The sequence below is a fragment of the Variovorax sp. P4_B10 genome, assembly GCF_056402375.1.
In genome coordinates this window covers 18,088-35,661 of record NZ_JBFUHN010000027.1, presented here as the reverse complement: position 1 = coordinate 35,661, position 17,574 = coordinate 18,088, and the positions used below count along the sequence as shown (strand labels likewise).

9 protein-coding genes, 1 tRNA gene and 1 pseudogene are annotated in these 17,574 nt (G+C 58.6%); all 11 read left to right on the top strand.

The features are described 5' to 3' along the window. Window position 1 precedes the first annotated feature (1 nt). Entirely contained in the window at window positions 2–697 is a 696-nt protein-coding gene (locus tag AC1DXX_RS14565) for an HAD family hydrolase (RefSeq protein WP_478134912.1), read from the top strand. Then, window positions 684–3,389: an aminopeptidase N gene (gene pepN / locus AC1DXX_RS14560; protein ID WP_478134911.1), complete on the top strand. Its 2,706-nt coding sequence runs from the start codon at window positions 684–686 to the stop codon at window positions 3,387–3,389. Before AC1DXX_RS14565 ends, pepN begins: the two co-directional genes overlap by 14 nt. Further along, on the top strand, window positions 3,370–4,242 hold the full coding sequence (locus AC1DXX_RS14555; protein ID WP_478134910.1) for a hypothetical protein: 873 nt from the start codon (window positions 3,370–3,372) through the stop codon (window positions 4,240–4,242). The genes pepN and AC1DXX_RS14555 overlap by 20 nt, the downstream gene beginning before the upstream one ends. 69 nt (window positions 4,243–4,311) lie before the next feature. Next, on the top strand, window positions 4,312–5,325 hold the full coding sequence (locus AC1DXX_RS14550) for a class 1 fructose-bisphosphatase (protein WP_478134909.1): 1,014 nt from the start codon (window positions 4,312–4,314) through the stop codon (window positions 5,323–5,325). Window positions 5,326–5,350: 25 nt separating this feature from the next. After that, window positions 5,351–5,426: transfer RNA gene (locus AC1DXX_RS14545), tRNA-Thr, on the top strand. 579 nt (window positions 5,427–6,005) lie between these two features. Continuing rightward, a complete protein-coding gene (locus AC1DXX_RS14540; RefSeq protein WP_478134908.1) occupies window positions 6,006–6,968 on the top strand; it encodes a hypothetical protein in 963 nt (320 codons plus the stop codon). Beyond that, window positions 6,965–12,223, top strand: coding sequence for a DEAD/DEAH box helicase (locus tag AC1DXX_RS14535; protein WP_478134907.1), 5,259 nt, complete (start codon window positions 6,965–6,967; stop codon window positions 12,221–12,223). Before AC1DXX_RS14540 ends, AC1DXX_RS14535 begins: the two co-directional genes overlap by 4 nt. A 1-nt stretch (window position 12,224) precedes the next feature. After that, the gene (locus AC1DXX_RS14530; protein ID WP_478134906.1) at window positions 12,225–13,442 is read left to right on the top strand and encodes a Druantia anti-phage system protein DruA; all 1,218 of its coding nucleotides are present in this window, start codon (window positions 12,225–12,227) and stop codon (window positions 13,440–13,442) included. Beyond that, a pseudogene (locus AC1DXX_RS14525) lies at window positions 13,418–13,552 on the top strand (hypothetical protein); the annotation flags it as partial. The gene AC1DXX_RS14530 and the pseudogene AC1DXX_RS14525, both read left to right, overlap by 25 nt. Before the next feature lie 945 nt (window positions 13,553–14,497). Beyond that, window positions 14,498–14,950, top strand: a complete 453-nt coding sequence (locus AC1DXX_RS14520) for a hypothetical protein (protein ID WP_478134955.1) — start codon at window positions 14,498–14,500, stop codon at window positions 14,948–14,950. Window positions 14,951–15,183: 233 nt separating this feature from the next. Further along, window positions 15,184–17,529: a hypothetical protein gene (locus AC1DXX_RS14515; protein ID WP_478134905.1), complete on the top strand. Its 2,346-nt coding sequence runs from the start codon at window positions 15,184–15,186 to the stop codon at window positions 17,527–17,529. The last annotated feature ends 45 nt before the right edge of the window (window positions 17,530–17,574 follow it).

Genomic DNA, 17,574 nt, shown 5'->3' with positions numbered 1-17,574 from the left:
GATGAGCCTGACGAGCCTGAAGACTGGCAAGGTCGAAGCCTTCATCTTCGACATGGACGGCACCATGATCGACTCCATGCCCTGGCATGCGCGCTCGTGGGTGGAGTTTGTCGAGCGCCACGGCCTGAAGCTCGACGTGAGCGACATCCTCGCGCGCACCACGGGCCGCACCGGCACCGAGTGCATGCGCGAGCTTTTCGAGCGCGAGCTTTCCGACGCAGAGTGCCAGGCCCTGGTGCACGAGAAAGAAGAGATCTACCGCGCCATGTTCAGCGACAACTTCACCGAAGTCGCTGGCTTCAGCGCCTTTGCCAAGGCCGCCGTTGCACGCGGCCTCAAGGTGGCGGTGGGCACGGCGGGCGACAAGGGCAACATCGAGTTCGCCATGTCGCGCCTGAAGATGGACCCGCTGCCGCTCGCCATCGTCGGTGGCGACGAAGGCTTCAGCGGCAAGCCCACGCCCGCCATCTTTCTCGAGGCCGCACGCCGCATCGGCATTGCGCCCGAGCGCTGCATCGTCTTCGAAGACGCGCCCTTCGGCATCGAAGCCGCCCGCCGCGGCGGCATGCGTGCCGTGGCCGTGTGCAGCACCCATACCGCCGCCGAGCTTGCCGGCCCCCATGTCATTGCCGCGGTTCGTGACTACAACGAACTCGCCCATTCGAATTTTCTGGAGACACTCGATGATGTTGCGTGACGCCCAAGGGCAACCGATTGCCATTCGCCGCGAAGACTATGCCGCTCCAGGCTACTGGATCGACACCGTCGACCTGACCTTCGACCTCGACCCCACCAAGACCCGCGTGCTCAACCGCATGCGGCTGCGCCGCAACCCCGAGGCGCCCATCCAGCCGCTGCGCCTGGACGGCGACGAGCTCAACCTGGCGCGCGTGCTCGTCAACGGCCAGGGCGCCTCGTTCCGCATGGAAGGCGACCAGCTCGTCATCGACGGCCTGCCGTTCGCCGAGGAAGGCGACTTCGAGCTCGAGATCTTCACCACCTGCTGCCCCATCAAGAACACCAAGCTGATGGGCCTGTTCGTGAGCGAAGACACCTTCTTCACGCAGTGCGAGGCCGAGGGCTTCCGCCGCATTACCTATTTTCTCGACCGTCCGGACGTGATGGCGATGTACACCGTTACGCTGCGCGCCGCCAAGGCCGCCTACCCGGTGCTGCTGTCGAACGGCAACCTCGTCGAGCAGGGCGACCTGCCCGAAGGCCGCCACTTCGCCAAGTGGGTCGACCCCTTCAGGAAGCCCAGCTACCTGTTCGCCCTGGTGGCCGGCAAGCTGGTGGCGCGCGAGCAGCGCATCACCGCGCGCAGCGGCAAGGAACACCTGCTGCAGGTGTACGTGCGCGCCGGCGACCTCGACAAGACCGAGCACGCGATGAACTCGCTCATCAACTCGGTGCTGTGGGACGAAGCCCGCTTCGGCCTGCCGCTGGACCTCGACCGCTTCATGATCGTCGCCACCAGCGACTTCAACATGGGCGCCATGGAAAACAAGGGCCTGAACATCTTCAACACGAAGTACGTCCTGGCCAACCAGGCCACCGCCACCGACGCCGACTACAGCAACATCGAAAGCGTGGTCGGCCACGAGTACTTCCACAACTGGACCGGCGACCGCGTCACCTGCCGCGACTGGTTCCAGCTCTCGCTGAAAGAAGGCCTCACCGTCTTCCGCGACCAGGAGTTCAGCCAGGACCTGTGCGCCGACGCCTCGGCCCGCGCCGTGAAGCGCATCGAAGACGTGCGCGTGCTGCGCACCGCCCAGTTCCCCGAAGACGCGGGCCCCATGGCCCACCCGGTGCGGCCCGACAGCTACATCGAGATCAGCAACTTCTACACCGTCACCATCTACGAAAAGGGTGCCGAGGTGGTGCGCATGATGCAGACGCTGGTCGGCCGCAAGGGCTTCGAGAAGGGCATTACCCTTTACTTCGAACGCCACGACGGCCACGCCGTGACCTGCGACGACTTTGCCCAGGCCATTGCCGACGCCAACCCCGATTCGGAACTGGCCCGCCTGCTGCCCCAGTTCAAGCGCTGGTACAGCCAGGCCGGCACGCCCCGCCTGGCCGCGCACGGCGTGTACGACGCGCAGAACCGCAGCTACACCCTGAGCGTGGTGCAAAGCTGCCCGCCCACCCCGGGCCAGCCGACCAAGGAACCCTTCGTCATTCCGCTGAACATCGGCCTGCTCGATGCCGGCGGCCGCGAACTGCCGCTGCAGCTCGACGGCGAAAGCGAAGTGACCCGCGGCACCCGCACCGTGGTGCTCTCGCGCGCCGGCGAGCAGCTCACCTTCGTGGGCCTCGACGCCGAGCCTGTGCCTTCCATCTTGCGCGGCTTCAGCGCGCCGGTGATCCTCGACTTCGCGTACACCGACGCCCAGCTGCTCACCCTGCTGGCCAACGACCCCGACCCGTTCAACCGCTGGGAAGCCGGCCAGCGCCTGGGCCTGCGCGCCGCGGTGCAAGGCATTGCCGCGCTGGCCACCGACACCACCCCGGTGCTGAACGACGCGTATATCGACGCCATGCGCAGCGTGCTGCGCAACCCGCAGCTCGACGCCGCCTTCAAGGAGCTGGTGCTCACGCTGCCGTCGGAAACCTACATTGCCGAACAGCTCGACGTGGTCGACCCGCAGCGCGTGCACCTGGTACGCGAAGCCATGCGCGCCCAGCTGGCCACCGCCCTCTTTGCCGACTGGCAATGGGCCTACGAAGAGAACCACGACACCGGCGCCTACAGCCCCGACCCGACCTCGTCGGGCCGCCGCGCGCTGGCCGGCATGGCGCTCAACTTCCTGTGCCTGGCGGCGCGCAACACCGGCGACGTCGTGTGGCCCGGCAAGACGCTGCAGCGCTTTAAAGACGCAGGCAACATGACCGACCGCTTCAACGCGCTCAACGCGCTCGTGTCGTCGGGCCACACCCTCGCAGCCCATGCGCTTGCGCGCTTCCACGCCATCTTCAAGGACGAGGCGCTGGTCATCGACAAGTGGTTCTCGCTGCAGGCCGGCGCCAGCGACCGCGGCGGCGACGTGCTGCCGCTGGTGAAGCAGCTGATGAAGCACCCCGACTTCTCGCTCAAGAACCCGAACCGCGCGCGCAGCGTGATCTTCAGCTATTGCAGCGCGAACCCCGGCGCATTCCACCGCCCCGACGCGGCCGGCTATGTGTTCTGGAGCGACCGCGTGATCGAGCTCGACGCCATCAACCCCCAGGTGGCCGCCCGCCTCGCCCGCGCGCTCGACCGCTGGAGCAAGCTGGCCGAGCCGTACCGCAGCGCCGCGCGCGAAGCGATTGCCCGAGTGGCCGCCAAGCCCGACCTGAGCAAGGACACGCATGAGGTGGTAACGCGTGCGCTGGCCGGCAACTGAACGACACCCGAAGAAGCGGCCTGCGCTGCTGCCCCGGCCGACCCTCGCGGTGGCGGCGGTGATGCTCTGCGTGGCGATCGCCGGCTGCGCGGGCGGCGGCAGCAGCTCACGCCAGCCGTGGATCAAAACCTCGCAGCTGGCCACCCTGCCCGGCTCGACCGTGCAGGTGGTCGTGCCCGGCATCGGCGTCGAGGTGGAGAGCGACCCCGACGCCGGCTCCAAACGCATGCGCATCATCGGTGCCGGCATGTCGGCGATTCCCGGCGTGGGCATCCTCGGCGCCATGGCGCTCGGCGGCGCGACCGGTGCCGCCAACCAGAGCTACCAGGCCTCGGCGCAACAAGAGATCCAGTCGCGATCGGCCCTCTACCTGGCCGTGGTGGGCAATTACACGCTGGCACCCCAGCTCAGCACCCGCCTCGAGAAGGCATTGCGCACCAGCCCCAACTACCGCGACGCCACGTACCGCGAGCCCGCCACCAGCATGTTCAGGGGCAGCCCGCTGAACCCCGACAGTGCGCAGACCGTGGTCGAAGGCTGGGCCAATGTTTCCGACGACGAGGACGAAGCCGTGGTGCGCGCCAACGTGCGCATCGGCTCCCCCGACAAGCGAACGCTGTGGCACGTGTATGCGTACCGCTCGGCCGTGAGCCTCGCAGACCTCGTCGGCCCTTCGCTGAAGCAAGAGCTGCGCGGCAAGGACGCCAATACACAGCGCAGCACCCGCCGCGCGCTTTGGCTGGCAGACCAGGGCAAGCTGCTGCACGAGGGGCTGCCCAGGGCCACCGCCGACGTTGCGACGCGCATTGCCTACGACCTCGGCGCCCCCTGGCCCGAAGACAACGCCGACTGACTGACGCCCGGCAAACCACCACAACTTCGAATCACACGAATCGAACCCAACACAGGAAGCACAGACCCCATGGCTCAACAAAAGATCTCCCTCACCCGCTACCTCGTCGAACAACAGCGCGCCGACGGCCTCATTCCCGGCCAACTGCGCCTGCTGCTCGAAGTGGTGGCCCGCGCCTGCAAGAGCATCAGCCAGGCCGTCAACAAGGGCGCGCTGGGCGGCGTGCTCGGCACGGCCGAGAGCGAGAACGTGCAGGGCGAGATCCAGAAGAAGCTGGACATCATTGCCAACGAAGTGCTCATCGAGGCCAACGAATGGGGCGGCCACCTCGCGGCCATGGYCAGCGAGGAAATGGACAGCATCTACGTGGTGCCCAACCGCTACCCGCAAGGCGAATACCTGCTCATGTTCGACCCGCTCGACGGCAGCAGCAACATCGACGTGAACGTGAGCATCGGCACCATCTTCAGCGTGCTGAAGAAGCCCGACGACCACCCCGGCGTGCAGGAAGGCGACTTTCTGCAGCCCGGCACCCAGCAGGTGGCCGCCGGCTACTGCATCTACGGTCCGCAGACCACCCTGGTGCTCACCGTGGGCAACGGCGTGGCCATGTTCACGCTCGACCGCGAGCAAGGCAGCTTCGTGCTGACGCAGGAAGACATCCAGATTCCGGCCGATACCAAGGAATTTGCGATCAACATGAGCAACATGCGCCACTGGGACGAGCCCATGAAGCGCTACATCGACGAATGCCTGGCCGGCAAGGAAGGCCCGCGCGGCAAGGACTTCAACATGCGCTGGATTGCCAGCATGGTGGCCGACGTGCACCGCATCCTGATGCGCGGCGGCGTGTTCATGTACCCGTGGGACAAGCGCGAGCCCGAAAAGGCCGGCAAGCTGCGGCTGATGTACGAGGCCAACCCGATGAGCTGGCTGGTCGAGCAGGCCGGCGGCGCGGCCACCAACGGCAAGCAGCGCATCCTGGACCTGAAGCCCACCAAGCTGCACGAGCGGGTGAGCGTGATGTTGGGTTCGCGTAACGAAGTTGAGCGTTTGACCCAGTACCACGCCGAAAAGGCCTGATGGAGTGGTTATAATCTGAGGCTTCGCCGGTGTAGCTCAGTCGGTAGAGCAGCTCATTCGTAATGAGAAGGTCGGGTGTTCGATTCATCTCTCCGGCACCAATAAGCCAAAAGCCCGCTATCCAAAAGATAGCGGGCTTTTGCATTTGGGCCACGAAATAGTGCTCTGTGTGTTGACCCTGTGGCCATCGCACTTCAAAAAAAGCAACCCACCGAGCCCGAAGCAATCTCGATGCTTTGTGCTTTCGTTCAGAAAGCGCTATTTCTGAAGCAAGACCCGCGCTGGAACGTCAGGAGACAAGAATCTCGTGGAAGGCCCGGGCATCGGATGGCGCACCACGCTGATATGTTGACGGGGCCAGGACGGCAGCCCCTTTGCTCATCCATGGCATCGTGCCCAGCCTTCCACTCTGTAGCTTCGAGCGCGTCGACCGCTTTGGCTACATCGTTGAGCCGCAATGGATGTCTAGCACTAGAGCAGATTGAAGACGTATTCGACCTGCCTTCGCTCGCAATGAACAAATGCTTGGGGCCGAAAAAACCGAAAAAACTTGGCCAACGATAGTGCACATCTGTTACACATCCACATGCCTGACGCCGTCCTGACACAAGACATCGCTCCCGCACTCATCCGCGGGCGAGCACGAGATCGCGTTCAGGCAAGCCGGGATTGGAACTGACATGGCGAACGCAGAAGACCTTGCACTCGATGTCGCAAGAGTCCCCATGGTCAGCTCAGAGATCGATCCTATTGAACTTGCCCGCGGGCATTTGGCGCTCTTAGCCTACGAGACGCCAACGCAAGGACAAGAGGTGCATATCCAGCGAATGCGCCACGCGTTCGAGCGCGCCGGCGCGGCCAGCAGTTTGAAGGTTGCAATGCACGTACTTTCTCTGATGAGAGAAGCGCAGCATCTAGGGCACGGCTACTGGTTTGCCACGCCTACTAGGGTCATCGATGCCGACAACATCAAGCTTCTCATATCGGTATCGCCAACTCGAGAGATTGCCCGGCATTTTCCTTCTGTGCATAGGACGGGCTACGGCCGGCTGATCTCTGAGGATGAGGCCAAGGAACTGCCCCACCAAAACCTGTCGCAATGGCTTGGTTCAACCCCACCGTCGGCGAGTGCATATGTGCAAGCGCAACTCGACCAAGGCCACGCATCGCTTGCGCCGACCATCGCTAATGGCGACCTAGAGTTCTTCGGCGTTAAGACATCAATGACTGGGTTCACGACGCCGAACTGGGGTCGTGATCGCAGCAAAGCTCTGGTGCAAACGGGCGGCCTGATTTTCTGCCGCGAGCGAATAGCCGTAACAGCGTTTAAATACTTCTTTGGCAAGTTCGAGCAGCAACGCCTCGTTGCCGAAAGCAACCATGCGATAGACGAGGCGCGTCTCCAGTTCGGACTCGCAACTGCTGCAAATCGCAAACTCTCCATAGCCGTGATTTCTACGCGGGAAGCAGACTTCTATCACTTTCCAATGATGCTGCCACGTCCTGAACGGCGGTTGCTGCTCGCGCTGGCCCGAAGAGATCGCCAAAAACCGGGGCGGACGTACCTTGTGAGCAAGACGGCTAGCAGCGTACTTCGAAAGCACCTCAGGATGCTGGGCGCCGACATCACATCAAAGACATGAACGATTCCAAAGTCTATTCAGCCAAGAACGTTTTTGAAGGTCTCAAAAAGACGTTCCATCAGTACCTTGAAGCTCAATATCACATATGGGATGAGGGGCTCATTCTTGAACGGCAGCGATTGCTGAACCGTTCCGGAGTGACGTTTCAAGAGCCACATCTCGAAGCAACGCCGTTCTACACGTCTGTCAAAGGATTCGATCATCTAGAGATTCCGGAAGCTGCAAAGCAAATTTTGCGACTGGCTTGCACGCGGAAGGGAACTGGGATCTATTCGGAGCCCTATACCCACCAGACCCTTGCGCTCGAAGCGACGCTTGGTCGAGGGGAAGAAATCATCGTTGCAACAGGCACCGGCTCCGGGAAAACAGAGAGCTTTCTGATGCCGATACTCGGCTCTCTCGCGATCGAGTCTTCGGCCAGACCTTCCTCCTGGGAATCGCCAGGAATGCGGGCGCTACTGCTCTATCCGATGAACGCACTCGTCAACGATCAGCTCGCGCGACTGCGACGGCTATTCGGCGACGAAGAGATTGCCGAAAATTTGAGGAAAAGCGGCGGACGAAATGCTACGTTTGGCATGTACACAAGCCGAACTCCGTATCCGGGGCTCAACACGCCTGCGAAAGATCGAGAACGGATCGGCACTCTGCTAGCTCACCTCTTTCACGGCCTCAGTGCGGAAGCACGCGCACTTTTAAAGGCGGAAGGAAAGTGGCCGGCAAAAGATATCGATCTGTACTCGGAATCGCTATTCAAGACGGACGTTAATGACGCAGAGCTGTTCTCTCGTCAGGAAATGCAACGCGCCTGCCCCGATCTTCTTGTCACCAACTACTCAATGCTTGAGTACATGTTGCTTCGCCCGATCGAGCGATCTATGTTCGAACAGACAGCCAAATGGCTGCATCGCGATCCAAAGAACTATTTCACAGTAGTCCTCGACGAAGCCCACATGTATCGGGGTTCTGGCGGCGCTGAAGTTGCTTACTTGCTCAGACGCCTGCACTCTCGACTTGGTGTGGACCGTCACCGCATCCGCTACATCCTGACCAGCGCAAGCTTAGGCTCTGGTGATGAAGCCGCTAGGAAGATCAAGAAATTTGCCGCAGATCTGACCGGCCTTGAAAGCACTACACGCGGGTTCACGCTAATCACCGGGACGCCTGAGAAGAAGATCGGCGCTCGGCTCGCAACCTCAGAAGAATCTGCACTGCTAGAAGCCTTCGACTTCGGAACACTTCACAGTTTGCATGAGGCACCTAAAGAGGCTGAAGCATCGGTCAGAGATCTTCTGGCGGCATTTAATGTCGACTTGACCGCTGGCCCATTCACCCAAGCAGAACTGCAGGGTGCTGTATCCCGCTGGATTGAATCGTTTGGTCCGGCGGCGCTAGCCGCAAACCTGATTACGGCGAAGCCCGAGCAATTGAATCAGGTGGCAAGGCTGGTGTTTCCCGTAGCTAAACATCCCGACAGGTCGATGGAGGCGCTGTTAGCGCTCATGTCATTTGCTAGGGACAACAAGAGCGGTCGAGTCTTTGCGCCAGTCCGTTCACACCTATTTTTCCGAGGCCTCCCCGGCTTATATGCGTGCGTCAATCCGACCTGCACAGAACGAGTTCAAGTTGACAAGAAAGGCGTTCTGGGCCGCCTCTTTTCGCTACCGAAACTCCGATGCGAATGTGGATCGCGCGTCTACGAGCTTCTCACTCACCGCGACTGTGGAGCCGCGTTCATCCGTGGCTTCATAGCCGGTGATCAGGGGGATTTCCTTTGGCACGAACGTTCGAGCGGTCTCTGGAGCGACCTTCAGTTGATGGAAGTCCATCTGTTGGTGGAGCCTGACCGGCGATCGTCTCGCCCGGGCAAAGCTGTTACAGGGTTGCGGTGTTGGCTCCACAAGGGAACTGGGCGTTTGGTCGGATCCGCGCCAACGGCAGAGAACGCTGATCAATATCTGGCCGTACTTAGGCCAGATTCAACGGTACAAGAACGCGGCCGTTTCATCCTTTCCTTCAACAAGGAGTGCCCGGTCTGCGTTCGATCTTGGCAAGGACTGTCAAAAATCATGGATCTCGCCACAAAGGGCGAGGCTCCGTTTGCACACTTAGTGCGTGAACAGGTAGCACTCCAACCGTCGACTCGCGTTAAGAGCGATCGATCGCCTAACGGAGGAAGAAAATCATTGCTCTTCTCGGATGGCCGCCAGAAGGCAGCGCGCCTCGCTCGTGACATACCTCGCGAGATCGAACACGACGTTTTTCGTCAGTTGCTGCTAATGGCTGTGCAAACGCTTGAACGGCTAAAGCACGAACCGGTTCTGAGTCGACGAATCTATATTGCGTTTCTCGACGTTCTATCCCGCACCGGTCTGCAATTATTCGATGGGCAGGATCGCCATGCGCTTCAAACTGGCGTGAGCGACTACCGAAAATGGCACGACGGGAACTTGAACGATGCTCTCAGCGAGTTCGAAGTAAGACCACCGCCTCGGTTCTCTGCGCAACTTCTCAGGCAGCTTGGCTCCCGCTTCTATTCAGTGAACTCGCTGACGTTGGCGTATATCGAGCCCACCAAGGGAGCTTTCCAGGCGTTGACGTCAGCCATACCAGAACTGGACTCCGCCGAACTTCGATCGCTTGCAGTCGTATGGCTACAAGGCCTTGCGAACGAGTTTGCGTTCGACCCCAGTATTCGGCAGGGCATTCGGCAGCAAGCGGCCGGCTACACGATCAGTGCCCCCACAAGTCGAGGCTTTACGCCAAGGCAAACTGCGTTTCTCGCAGCGCGCTCAGGGATCGCACCAAGTGCTCTCGTCAAAGTGTTTGCGGACACACTCTGCAGCGACGACGAGCAAAAGAGATCTTTTATAAATCCCGGTCGAGTCCGACTTACATTGGCACTGGAGAAGCCCTGGTATCAATGCCTTGCTTGCACCGCCGTGTCTCCGATGTCTTTGTGGGGCCACTGCCCGAACTGCCTGGTTCCCGCGGTTACGCCGGTTCTTCCCAATGAAACCTCGTATCTTCGCGCGCGAAAAAGTTTTTGGCGCGACCCCGTTGCGCGTGCCCTTTCCTCGGATGACGCGCCCTTGAACTTGACAGTGGAAGAACACACAGCGCAACTTTCGCATCGCGATGTAAGCGACCCCAGCACTACAACGGAGGAGTACGAGCGCAGGTTTCGAGACATCTTGATTCGCCCCGGAGATTCTTCAATCGACGTTCTTTCGAGCACGACAACCATGGAAGTCGGCATCGATATCGGGTCTCTTGTTGCTGTCGGTCTCAGAAATATTCCACCATTGCGCCAAAACTATCAGCAGCGTGCTGGTCGCGCAGGAAGACGAGGTTCAGCGATCTCGACGGTGCTGACATACGCGCAGAACAGTCCTCACGACAATCATTATTTTTCGAACCCACAACAAATCATTGCCGGCGAACCCACGATGCCAGGAGTCGACACAAGGAACTCTAAGATCATTCAAAGGCACGTGCGCGCTCAGTTGATCCAAGCCTTCTTTCACGCGCACGGAGGAGCACCTGCGACCGGAGATATCTTCTCGATGCTCGGCGATACCTGGGATTTTTATTCAAATGACGGTCCGTTCTCCCTGAAGGCATTCGAGCGATGGCTCAATACATCGGCCGCGGCCGAGCAATGCTTCACCGACATCAAGGATTGGGTGCCACCTGGTCTTTCCATCGATCCGAAGGAGGTTGCAGCAAAACTGCTGGCAACGCTCGACGAACAGCGCCCCTCAACGGAGGAAGAACTCGACCAAGCCGATGAATATTTGATCGAGTTCTTGTTCAGTCACGGCCATCTGCCGTCATACGCGTTTCCGCGGGATCTTTGCGCATTGCAGATTGAGGGAGATCCACCCCGCGAAGGCCGGCGTCGCGTTCCTGTCATTCAGCGACCGCAGCAAGGCCTCAACATCGCACTGTCAGAGTACGCACCTGGTCGTCTAGTCGTCGTGAACAAGAAAACCTACCGCGTTGGTACTGTCGCATCAGGAGGCTCCAGTACTTTGGTGAATCGCGCCGAGCGTCTGTTTGCAGGACGCCGTTTGTACGTCCACTGCAACGCGTGCCTTTTCACGTCTGGGTTCCTGCAAGACAGTGCCGATGGGAAGTCTTGTCCTGTATGCCTTACTGGCCAGCTTCTAGCAGTCACAGTCATCCAGCCAGAAGTGGTTTTCCCCGAGGGAGGGCGCGAGGTAGACGAGTTCGACGATGAACAAACGTACACCCAAGCGACCTCCGCCCAGTTGCCTCTACCCGAAGGGGACGCTCCATTTACTTGGGAACCTGTGCATCACAAAGGTCAACTCGCGACCGCGCACAACCAACAGATGGTGATGGTGAATAAGGGTGAGGACAACGGTAGTGACGAAGGTGGTTTTCTCGTGTGCTCGCGGTGTGGAAAGACATCGCTGGACGGACAGGCGCTAGGTCCGCACAAGCGTGACTACCGCATTGAGACGAAGCGCGGCGAGCCATCGCCTTCGCAACAATGCAACGGCGAGATGCATCGTGTATTTCTTGGATATGCTTTTTCGTCCGATGTGCTGCTGTTTAGGGTTCCAGTCGCAAAGCCATTTCGTTTTGACCCGATTGACAAACGCGCGCGGCAGCCGATGGCGGATGGCCTGCAGTCTCTGTGCGAAGCGATAGTCCTGGCTACCAGCAGAGTGCTTGACATTGATCTTCGTGAAGTGAACGCCGGATATCGATTCGTGCGGCACGGTACCGACAACTTCGCCGACGTGTTCCTCTACGACACCCTTTCCGGTGGTGCGGGGTACGCAACCTTGGCTGGCAAATTTTTCCTACGAATCTTGGACGTCGCAGATGAAATCGTTCAGAAATGTGATTGCACGAGTTCTTGCGACAAATGTCTCCGTCACTATGGGAATCGATTCCATCACGCTTCGCTCGATCGGCACCTTGCGAGCGATCTGATCTCGTTCATCAAGACCGGCAATCCGCCGAAAACGTTTGACGCTTCCCGTCAACAACTGGAACTGAACACTCTCGGACAACTGCTTGAGCTTGCCGGTTGGTCGACCCTGCAAGACCCCCGTGCTCCCTTGGTGATGAAACGTGGCTCACGGACCACCTCGTTCTGGGCAATACCGTCCCTACTTGATCCGAGATCTCTCGGATTTAACGTGGATTCGGAGACCGCTGTATTCACTCCCTATGAGCTAAGCAGAGATCTGCCAGGCGCCTACGCGGAGGTGAACTGACATGGGTGCCGTGATTTCAATCTCCTCGCGTGAGGCCCGCTTAAAAAGGCGGCTGCGTGCTCATTTGCGGGAACTCGGTTTCACGAGAGCAGCAGACGGAATGCTCATTCCTCCATCTATGGACAAGGAAACCTATCGGCAGGTTCACGCCCACCAGCGCGCGGTGAAACTTGAAGAGAACAGTGCTTGGCTAGTTGCAAACGCTCCGAAGCTTATTTCGTATTTCGCGTCTGGCACAGATGTCAACGTTGATCGCATAACCCCACGCCTTGAAGCTGCGCCAGGTGGCTCCATGCAGGGTGACTTATTTCGTTTTGCCAGTATGAACTGGCGAATTCCTGTGTCTGAAGGCTACGGACGACGCTTACGCTTCTTGGTCTGGGACGACAACAACGACAAGCTCATCGGCCTTATCGCTCTAGGCGACGCAGTCTTCAATCTGAAAGCTAGAGATACGATCATCGAATGGGATCACGTGCGCAGAAAGGAAGCCTTAGTGCATCTTATGGATGCCTATGTGCTCGGTGCAGTACCTCCATACAGCATGCTGCTAGGGGGAAAGCTCGTCGCATCCTTGGTTCGATCCAAGGAGGTGGTCCAAGCATTCGATGCTAAGTATCACCACACCGTCGGACTCATATCCCATCAGCAGAAAAAGGCACGACTCGTTGCGGTGACCACTAGTTCGGCACTTGGTCGATCCTCCGTCTACAACAGGCTTACTCTCGGTGGGCGAAAGATCTTTGAGCCGATCGGCTACACATCCGGCTGGGGACATTTTCACATCTCGAATGACCTCTTCGAAGATCTGCGCAGCTATCTCTCTTCGCTAGGCGACCCCTACGCCGACAGCTTCAGTTTTGGACAGGGGCCCAACTGGCGCATCCGCTTGATCAAACGCGCCCTAAACAGGCTCGGTCTGGATCCTGATCTGATTCAGCACGGAATGAAGCGCGAGGTCTTTCTGTGTTCCCTTGCGTCAAACGCCAACCAGTTTTTACGGGGTGACCACGTGCGGGTTCGCTATGGCGATCTTCCGACCGTGGCGGAAATCAGTCAGTTGGCCATCGAACGATGGGTCAAACCACGAGCAGGCAGCCGACCAGAATATCTGTCATGGAAGGCTGAGCAGTTCATCGACGCGTTGGATCATGCGCCCCTCGCGAGTCAAAGCACCCAGTTCCTGAGGCCACCGTGTACTGGGCTCGGGATCAAGTAGGCCGCCTAATCGAGGCTTCCGCCAAAGCTGTCTTCAGCTTTGGCCTGAGGTGCCCAACATGCGACAAGCCAGTATTTCGTCGTGCTGGCGAGCACCGTAGCGCCCACTTCGCGCACTACGGCTACGGAGCAAAACCGGGATGCGAGTCATATCATCCGCCGTCCGCGCTAGACGTGACACCTGCACGTGCGTCCGCACCCACACCAGCGCCAACGAAGGCCGGGGCGGACTCCAAGATCGCAACGCCGACTTTGAGGGGTGGCCTATTCCTCATCTCAAAGAAGAATGGCGGCCCTCAGCTTCTTCTAAGGCTTCCGCAATTCGACTTTGCGGATTCTGTCGACGGTCAGATCCAGTTGCAGACAAGCTTAGGGGTTCGCCACCTCGTTGCAGAGAGTTTTCGAGCTAGGAGCTTTGTGCCGCTAGCGCCAAGAGTACCGCTCGCGGATGTGGGGGGCTGGGGAGCGCTATCGCAAGTCGCGGAGTCAGTTCGGGATGTTCTGTCACAGTTTCAGTCACTAAGCAATTTCTTCAGCGCGACCGACGAAGGCGGCAGGCTAGTTTCGCCCGACGAACCCTTAGAACTTGGAGAGCGCTACCAGTACTTCGGCATCGCGCCACTCTCGCCCCCGCCGGGTCATACGGGAGCTCGTGTCTTGAGATCGGCAAAGGAGCTCGATTGGTACGTCTGCGAATTCCAGCTTCCAAGCGATGCTTCCGACTCTGACTTGGAGGTCATTGCACCAATTGAACGCTGGTTAGGAAGGCCTGTCAGGGCGCCCGCTGCGCGCATTTGGGCGGTCGATCCGCCGCCTCATCACGTTGACCCGGACGGGACGTTGGTATACCCCGTCGGTACTCAGGCCATAAAACTGCGTCGAAGCCGGGAGTGCTCCTCCCGGATCGAGACGTACGGTCAAGCTGACAGAAATGAGGCTATTCATTGGATCACTGCCACCGATGGAGAGCTTCGAAATTTCTCAACGGGTGACGCTTGCATCGTCATCGGTGACAGGATTCAGGTACAGCTTAGGGTCCAAGAATGTCCACTCTTCATGCCCGACGGCATCCGGATCGAAGCGAGCAAAGGCACGTTCGATCTTTTTGCAACGAACACTAGAGATGCTTTTGAGAGTTTTGGTGAATGTCTCGTTGTTTGCCCCTCGGAGCGTGTCGCTCAGTTCGTAGCCAACGCATCGCGACAGTGGCGCCAGTCAGCAAATACATTGGTCTATGACGGTCTCAATCTGCCCCAGGCCGTTCTTGACGGCGAAAACTTTGGTGACGTCCAGCCTATGCTGGTTAGCGACCAGCAGTTGATGCCCGAAGTCTCACCGACTCATATGTGGTTAGAAGGCGTCGCGAAGCGGATCGCCGACGGTGGGCTTTCTCAAAGGATAGGGACGGAGGCCGCGGGACTCAGTTATCCAGTTTCGATTGGCGGTCGCTCTGCAAGTACGGAATGGTTCCGCGTACACCGAGCATATGCAGAAAAGTTGGACAAGTAGAGATGACATACCTAAATGTTGATAAACGACGATTTGAGTATCTCCTGAGTCTGGGCACTGACGAGTTCGAGCTTCGGCGCTTCTTCAGTGAGAGTCGTATAGCGCTTATTCAGAATCGCGGGCGTGTTCAGAATTTACCCGCTGGCCAAAAGGCGAGAACTCGCGCGCTTGCATACGAGCTACCGGCCGCAACGGATTCCGTGCTTCACAACTGGTTCAGCAGAAATTTGAAAATGGTCGATCCCGTCGGGGTGAATCAACTGATCGACGAGTTCAAACTGTACGAAGAACTGAAGGAAGAAATTCCCGAAGACACGGCTAAACGGCTTGCACGGTCTTGTCTTGTCCATCTTTTCAGCACGGATGCGTCCACACCCTTATTGGACTTTCTGCGCAGCCCGATCGGAGGAAACCCGCCTCCCGTGTCGCAGTCGATAGATGGCGAGGCCTCGATCCAGCCTTCGACAGCTCTGTCAGATGCATCTGAAGTAATTGTTGCTCACACACAGTTGCCTGACGCGCTACTGAAACTACTTGTAGATCTTGTCAACGCTCAAGACGTCGATGAGGATCTYGCCCAGTTTCCACCCACCTTTGGCATGTTTGTATCGGGACTTCAGGCAGCACAGCTCGGTCGCCGATCAGAAGCTCGTTCTATTGCCGCAGCATTGCCCAGCGAATCTGTTGCTCGCAAACTTCTGGAGGAGTTCTCAAGGGCCAAAGAAAACTTGCCTTTGCAGATCGGAGGCTCGGTGCGCGGTCTGATAACCCAAAATGAAGCCATATTCAGCGGAGAGTTTTACCAGGAACGTGACGAGGTTCTTGGCTACTGCACCAACTCCGATAGATCAACCGCCGTATTCATCAAGCCCCTTGCAATCGTCCGGTCAGCCCAAGCACTTTTTTTGAACGGAGAGGATCCGAAGCGCCTGTTTCCTGATACCGGTTCGGTTATCGCATTCAACGGCCCAAACTACCCGCGACAGCCCACTCGCGGCGAAGTGGGAGTTTGGCAGGTTGCGGAGCATGAGACAGAAAAGAGAACTCGCTTTCATCTTGCCTCCGACAAGCGCGCCGTTTTTGAAGCGCGGATGGTGCCGTTCCCATCAACAGATCCCGACTCAGTTCGAGATTATCTGAAGCAGAGTTCCCTACACAGCCACAGATCAAGCTCACAGCCATTGATATATCAACTCGCTGATGGGTTGGTGTTGGCTTGTCGCCCCGATCGGGCGGAACTCCATCGTGACGAGACCTATGAGGCAGGATTACTGGCCTGGCAGACAATGCCAGCTATTCGCTTTGATGGTCGGCTGTACGTGATTGGGCCGCTCCCCAAAGAGCAGTTGATCTATGAATGCGGAAGTCTCTTTTCAACGGCAAAGAGTGTTTTTCGGAGCGTCCCTCCAGGCAACGGCTCAGCGAGCAGCATCTCGCGAGCACAGCTTCGCGATCTGGGACGTCTGCTAGAAGCAGAGGAGTTTGCGTTAACCGGTCCGCGTATCGCTCGGCTTGGTGCGGCTTTGGATCGGCTGGTGGAGAACGAAGAGGCGCTAGAGATTCTCGTAAAGGAAGTCGCGCGTCAACCTGAAATCAAGAACAAGGTCGATGCTCTAGTAGCTCTAGAAGCCTCGAAGAAGCTCGAAGAGAAAAGTGAACTTTCCACGGAAATTGATCGCCTGAGAAAGGAGCGAACGGACTGGGAAGATCGCGTGCGCCGAGAGCGCGAAGAACATAAGCGACTGCGAGACGAAACTACTAAGACAGTGCGCAGYGCATTCGAAAAGGCGCGAAACGAGGGGATCCCGAAATTGCTCGCAGATGCAGCTATTTGGGGCTCGCTTATTCCCGCGACGACTAGCGCAGGCGTCCCCGCACATCCTGATAGCGTCAGGGGCACTTTTTCAGCTACGACTCCGTACCAGAGGCGGTTTGATGAGGCGCCGGAAGACTCAGTCGCTGCTTTGCGAAAATTCGGTGTGCCCAAACAGTGCGCGACAGCCTTTGAGATCTTACGCAGGGTTGCTCATGGCGCCGGACTCCTCTTCGGCGTCAAAGGAGCATCCGCAAGATCTGCAGTTCAGACCTGGGCAATCGGCCTTGGCAAGCGCGGAGTACTGCTCGACGTAACTGTCGGTCTGATCGACGATTTTGCCGTGCGCTCTGCAATGGATGCCGAGCCGGTGGAAGTCCTAGTGCTTTTGGATGCAAACTTCTCGGCACTTGATATTTACGCACGCACTTTGGCTGACACGACCTTGACTCACCTCGTACGCCCAAGTAGCCAGGTTCCGCCAAACGTATTTCTTGTGTTGTCGGATGGGTTGGCCTCTTTGCCAATTCCGAAATCGTTCCAGCAAATCATGTTGGAAGTCGACCTTGAGGGCCGATACGCCTTCGCCGACGCCTCACAGTTCGACCAGATCTCTGCTGGCGATCTCATCGCTAACAGCCCTATGCTCTCCAGGCTTTGGTCTTTCGGCGCTCACAAGGTACTGGAGCAAATTGAAAGTTTGCCTGCAGAAGAAAGGACGTTAGCGTTGTCGGTCTTGCAGGATAGCTCTGCACATAGCCGGTAAACGTCGGGGGGTCCAACTAAGCTTTTCATCTGCAAGTAAAAACGA

What these genes read in the sequence shown, in the direction of transcription:
- AC1DXX_RS14565 (WP_478134912.1), top strand. Translation starts at nt 2, where the DNA reads ATGAGCCTGACGAGCCTGAAGACTGGCAAGGTCGAAGCCTTCATCTTC.
- pepN (WP_478134911.1), top strand. Translation starts at nt 684, where the DNA reads ATGATGTTGCGTGACGCCCAAGGGCAACCGATTGCCATTCGCCGCGAA.
- AC1DXX_RS14540 (WP_478134908.1), top strand. Translation starts at nt 6,006, where the DNA reads ATGGCGAACGCAGAAGACCTTGCACTCGATGTCGCAAGAGTCCCCATG.
- AC1DXX_RS14535 (WP_478134907.1), top strand. Translation starts at nt 6,965, where the DNA reads ATGAACGATTCCAAAGTCTATTCAGCCAAGAACGTTTTTGAAGGTCTC.
- AC1DXX_RS14530 (WP_478134906.1), top strand. Translation starts at nt 12,225, where the DNA reads ATGGGTGCCGTGATTTCAATCTCCTCGCGTGAGGCCCGCTTAAAAAGG.
- AC1DXX_RS14520 (WP_478134955.1), top strand. Translation starts at nt 14,498, where the DNA reads ATGCCCGACGGCATCCGGATCGAAGCGAGCAAAGGCACGTTCGATCTT.